The sequence below is a fragment of the Paenisporosarcina sp. genome, from assembly GCF_049671445.1.
Taxonomy (GTDB): Bacteria; Bacillota; Bacilli; order Bacillales_A; family Planococcaceae; genus Paenisporosarcina.
Window position 1 is genome coordinate 1 of sequence record NZ_JBATUX010000097.1, and the last position, 4919, is coordinate 4919.

A 4919-nucleotide genomic window follows, 5' to 3' on the forward strand; every position below is an offset into this window, starting at 1 on the left:
TGGACCATATGGCACATTTCATGAACGACCACATAGTCAATCACCTCTAGAGGCGCCATTGCCAGTCTCCAATTAAATGTTAACTGTAGTTGTGAATCACAAGTGCCCCATGTTTTTTTACTATCAGTTATACGAATAGAGCGCGGTTTTACCTTAAAGTCACTTTGATGGTTTCTGACACTTTTCTCTACCATAGCTTTACACCGTTGATAATAAAATCGTTTTAAAGCTTGTTTAATTTTTTCATCCTCTAGTTGTTTCACAAATATATGTAATATATCCTCTTGAAAATCAACATGGTCTTGCTTAATCGTATCATCTTGAAAAATCTGAATAGGATAGGATTTCCCTAAATAAAGAAAGCTCTCACCATGATGATAGACCCTCTCTTTTGGCCCAAGCATTCTTTCTTTCATCTCTTTTGATTTTTGCTGAATCTGATCCCAATTTCGCTCTAGTAATTGAATTACTTTTTCATCGGATGTCCCTTTAGGAGTCTGGACTTCAACATGTCCATATACGTCTATATGAACCCCCATGGATGCCCGCTTTTTGTACTTGATTTCAAATTGTATCGTTTCACCTAAGTAGGTATGTCTCATTTATTCACCTTTAGTAGCGATTCACGCGCCTATCCTCATGTTTATAATTAATCCTTTTATTTTTAAGCCACTTCATTCTGTTTTTCATTCTCATCGATTACTAATTCATTATCAAAACTTTCAAGTTGGACAAACCTGTCCACTTTAGGCAGTATACCGATCGCGACTATCCTAATTTACATTATCAATATAACATATCCCGATATATTAGCTCATTTAGCAATAAAATTATTACCTGCAAAGCATCCCTTTTTTTCTTCCTTTTATGTTTAATCATGGTGTAGTTTTAAAGTTCCTTTGTCACCTGTATAGAGTTAATAAAGTCATTTAATCTTCTTCTAATAAAACTAGAGCCTTACCACATTTGATTATGTAGTAAGGCTCTTTAAAGTTATTTAATTCAATTGCAAATCTTTAAGTAAAGTTAGTAATAGGTAAGCGTTTGAAGTTATCTCCAGCTTTTCCCCTAATTTTCTATATTTCACATTAAATCGATATTGCTTAGGATGCAGCTGCTTGATCTGCCTTCACACAATCAATTGCGACAACGAGTGCAATAATGATGGACTCCATCTCTTCATTCAATATTTGAACCTTGTAACTATCCCCCCAAGTGAACCATTCTTTGCTCACTTGACCGACAACTTCACCGTGCTGTAACACTTGGAAACTCATTTCCCACCAGTTTCCTTGTACTTCAATACCTGCCGCGTCAATCGTATAGCGTGGTTTAAGGAAGGATAACTCCTTCTTAATCGTTAACACCTCTTGACCATTCACCTCAACAAAAAACTTTGGTAAAAAACTGAACATCTTTTTAGTAATAAGCGCGACATCTTCTCTTGCTGGATTCATAATGGAATAAGTCTTTGGAACTTTCATAAAACTACCTTCCACATAATAAACGTCCTTCTCCTGCTCATCTTTTACCGTAAATTTGCCACTTAGACTTAACACTTTTTGCTTTATGTAAAGTTGCTTCATACTATGCCTCCTTTATTGAGATGAATAGTTGTGACGAAAGTAGAATTCATTTAAACTAGTCATCTCATTGTATTCCTGGCTAGAATTACATTCATTACTTAGATTCAACAAATTAGATAGAAATTCCTTCTTTACAAAAAAAGGGGTAGAAAAACTAACATTTCTGCCCATGGAAATTTCTCTATCTCAATTCCTACCAAGCTACAATATTTTATTTCCTCCAAAAAGTTGCACAGTCTGCCTTGTCCAAAATATTAAACTCGATCATTTTCTCAAGTAACGAGAAATCAACCGGACGATCCCACTTGATACGAACCAATTGCTTGGTATGATCATAGCCTGCTTGCACAATATCATTAGAAAAACGAGTAATCCCTGCCAATTCAGGGGCAACAGCTAAATGATGTTTGGCTACGCTAAAGCCAATAATAAATGTGCCGTGATCGGTAAACATAGGCTGATTCCACGCAATTTTCGGCATTAAATTCGGGTACTTCTTAGGTACCCATGTCAAAACTTCTTCCACTCGGGCACGATGATGCGTGTTATCAATCTTCGCTAAAAATTCTGCAAAAACTTCCATGTTGTTCCCTCCCAAAATAATTTTGTCTTTCAGCGAAGTTCCTTAACTCAAACCCATTGGTCGTTAGATTAAAGCTTGAACTTGTTTAAACATGTATTTAATTAATATACTCGCTTAGTATGTGGCAACACAATGGATGTTGGTGGGTTTATGAACTTCTTTTCAAACAGTGGGCTGTAAAAGCAGCTCTTTTATTAGGCTAATTTTACTAAAGAACTAGTTACTTTAATAAGGATTCACTTGCTTTTTGTGAACAATCACAACAAATTCTATCTTCAAAAAATTGCTACTTATTCAACTAACCAATTATTGGTTTCAATCATCATAGTAATAGATCTTACAAGGCTCAGCCTTACTTAACAAAATTTTTAACTGGGTCTACTTTAATTTGTTCTTTTTTATTTTAATTTTCATGGGAGTTGAACAAGAAGGTGCTACAACAACTCAAGAAATTCACCTATGTTTCCCTAGATGAGTATCTTATTGTTGATGCCACTTTAATTAAACGGAGGGTACAACATGGGATACTTTGTTACTGTAGAACCTGGTGTAAGGATATATGTTGAGGATGTAAATCCGGAGGGAAATAAAACAATTCTATTTATACATGGTTGGCCATTAAACCATAATCAGTATGAATATCAGTTTAATGTTCTTCCAGCAATGGGGTATCGATGTATAGGTATTGACTGGAGGGGTTTCGGTAATTCGGATAAACCATTTACTGGCTATAATTTTGACAGATTGGCAGATGATATCCATGCAGTAGTAGAGGCGTTGCAGTTAGAAGACTTCACACTAGCTGGACACTCCACAGGAGGCGCGATCTCGATTCGATATATGGCTCGATATCAAGGATATGGAGTATCCAAACTTGTCCTTATAGACGCGCAATCTCCGTATAGTGTTCAAGAAGAAGTTGCAAATATGTTCATTTCAGGATCACTTAATGATCGACCTAAAATGTTGCAGGGATTAACGGATCTCTTCTTCTTTCAGTATATTACTGGACCATTTTCGGACTGGTTTTTTCAGCAAGGATTACAAGCAGCTGGTTGGTCGACTGTAGCAGTCATGAATACACTAAGAGATGAGAACGTGTACTATGATCTTGACAAAATACTAGTACCAACACTGATTATTCACGGAATACATGATAAAATTGTTCCGTTTGAAAGAGCTCAGGAAACCAATGCGTTAATAAAAAATTCACAGCTTGTTCCATTTCAATACAGCGGTCATGCTCCTTTTTCGGAAGAACGTGACAAGTTTAACCAGCTATTGATACAATTTATTGGGTGATAGTTCACTTCAGCAAACGGATAATGATAGTTCAATTTACCGCTCATATCATGTGCGGTTTTTCTTTGGTCAAAAATCAATAATGAACGATAACAGAGCCTTCCCCATTTGCTCAATACAGTAGATTGACAAAACCCTCGTTCCAGGAAGTGATCATTAAGGTAAACTAAAATGACCGAAGGCGTGACAACGCCTTCGGTTTCATAAATAGGGGTACTTCAACTAAAGCCCTCAATAGTGCAATAGGAAAAAGTTATTATGCCTGTGCTTTAAAATAAAGTTTGATCAATAAAGTTAATTTCCTTCGATAAATGAACAAAATAAAAGAGCCTGTTTTGAAAAAAGGTTGATCAAAATAGGCTCTAACTATATTTTATTGAATCATTCGTTAAGATTGACCATTTTGTTCTGATCTTATTGTGTTAAAGCTCTCGTTAGTTAAACAAGAATTCGTTTCTATAAGTAATTTTATTTCTTTTATTTGTTCTATGTGTCGCTGTTCATGTAAATATAATAATTCAATCCATTGATTTAGAGGTAACTCACCAAATAAAGGATGTTCCATTGATTTTTCCGCCAATATGGACTTGTCTTCTACCATACTAAGAACAGCCAAAAACCTACTTCTCGAATCATTTAACAATTCAATTAATTGCTGAACTTCGAATAGTTCTACATCTGGTTTAACCATTTCTGGAGCCTCAATTTTCTTCGTTCTATCCAATATATAGTTAATTTTTTTAGGTTCTGTCTTATTACCATTGATTTTTTTTAGTCCAAAAGCAATAGCCTTTGCAAATAATTTTTCTACTAAAATTAAGTGATGACAAACTTGGGCTATACTCCACTGATTAATATCACGCCTACTGTTAAATTCATCATAACTTAATGAAGTAATCCCGTTTACTAGTCTATTTCTCGTTTCAAACAGATTGTCATTTTCTAATTTACTCATGATATTTCTCCCTTCAAAAAACAACAGGTACCTAGACCCTCTACTGTTTATATTCGCCGTATTGAAAAAACATTCCATTTAAGAAGAAACGGGATGGTCCATCTGCAAAACATCGATTTAAAATGGCTTGTATAGCGTATTCATTTATAGATAAAAAACAGATTCGACCGGCTTTCGGCAGTTTCTCTTTTCCTTTCAGATGTTAATATCAAATCTTTCTTTAGCTTTAGGCAGTAAAAAAAACCGTCTTTGATTATCTCCTGTTAACTAAAGAACCAATTAGTTGAACTAGACTTATTGTAGTGTTGACTTATTATGTGAAGTAAATAAAAAAGATGTCTAGTAGTATAGAACATCTCTCTTTTAAAAATTATTTGGGTAAAGGACTTAAATGCTCGTGAATTAAAAGCCAGACATCGGATTCTTTGACGAATACATTTGTGGCCCTTCCATGGCCGCTTGCATATTTATCATTGATAAAGCCTTCATAGAA

6 protein-coding genes are annotated in these 4919 nt (G+C 34.9%); 1 reads left to right on the top strand and 5 read right to left on the bottom strand.

Annotation, left to right across the window (positions count from 1 at the left end):
* From WBG45_RS12045 to WBG45_RS12055, 3 genes are all read right to left on the bottom strand, one after another.
* The coding region (locus WBG45_RS12045) for a M48 family metallopeptidase (protein WP_424414869.1) at positions 1-602 on the bottom strand (602 nt) is incomplete at its 3' end.
* A 501-nt stretch (positions 603-1103) separates the two neighbouring features.
* On the bottom strand, positions 1104-1586 hold the full coding sequence (locus tag WBG45_RS12050; RefSeq protein ID WP_424414871.1) for an LURP-one-related/scramblase family protein: 483 nt from the start codon (positions 1584-1586) through the stop codon (positions 1104-1106).
* A gap of 211 nt (positions 1587-1797) precedes the next feature.
* A complete protein-coding gene (locus WBG45_RS12055; protein WP_424414872.1) occupies positions 1798-2169 on the bottom strand; it encodes an iron chaperone in 372 nt (123 codons plus the stop codon).
* Positions 2170-2688: 519 nt separating this feature from the next.
* Between WBG45_RS12055 and WBG45_RS12060 the strand changes: the two genes are divergently transcribed.
* The gene (locus tag WBG45_RS12060; protein WP_424414874.1) at positions 2689-3471 is read left to right on the top strand and encodes an alpha/beta fold hydrolase; all 783 of its coding nucleotides are present in this window, start codon (positions 2689-2691) and stop codon (positions 3469-3471) included.
* A 388-nt stretch (positions 3472-3859) separates the two neighbouring features.
* On the opposite strand, the gene WBG45_RS12065 is transcribed toward WBG45_RS12060, so the two are convergent.
* A complete protein-coding gene (locus WBG45_RS12065) occupies positions 3860-4426 on the bottom strand; it encodes a DinB family protein (RefSeq protein WP_424414876.1) in 567 nt (188 codons plus the stop codon).
* 370 nt (positions 4427-4796) lie between these two features.
* The gene (locus WBG45_RS12070; RefSeq protein ID WP_424414877.1) at positions 4797-4904 is read right to left on the bottom strand and encodes a nuclear transport factor 2 family protein; all 108 of its coding nucleotides are present in this window, start codon (positions 4902-4904) and stop codon (positions 4797-4799) included.
* Between the last annotated feature and the right edge of the window lie 15 nt (positions 4905-4919).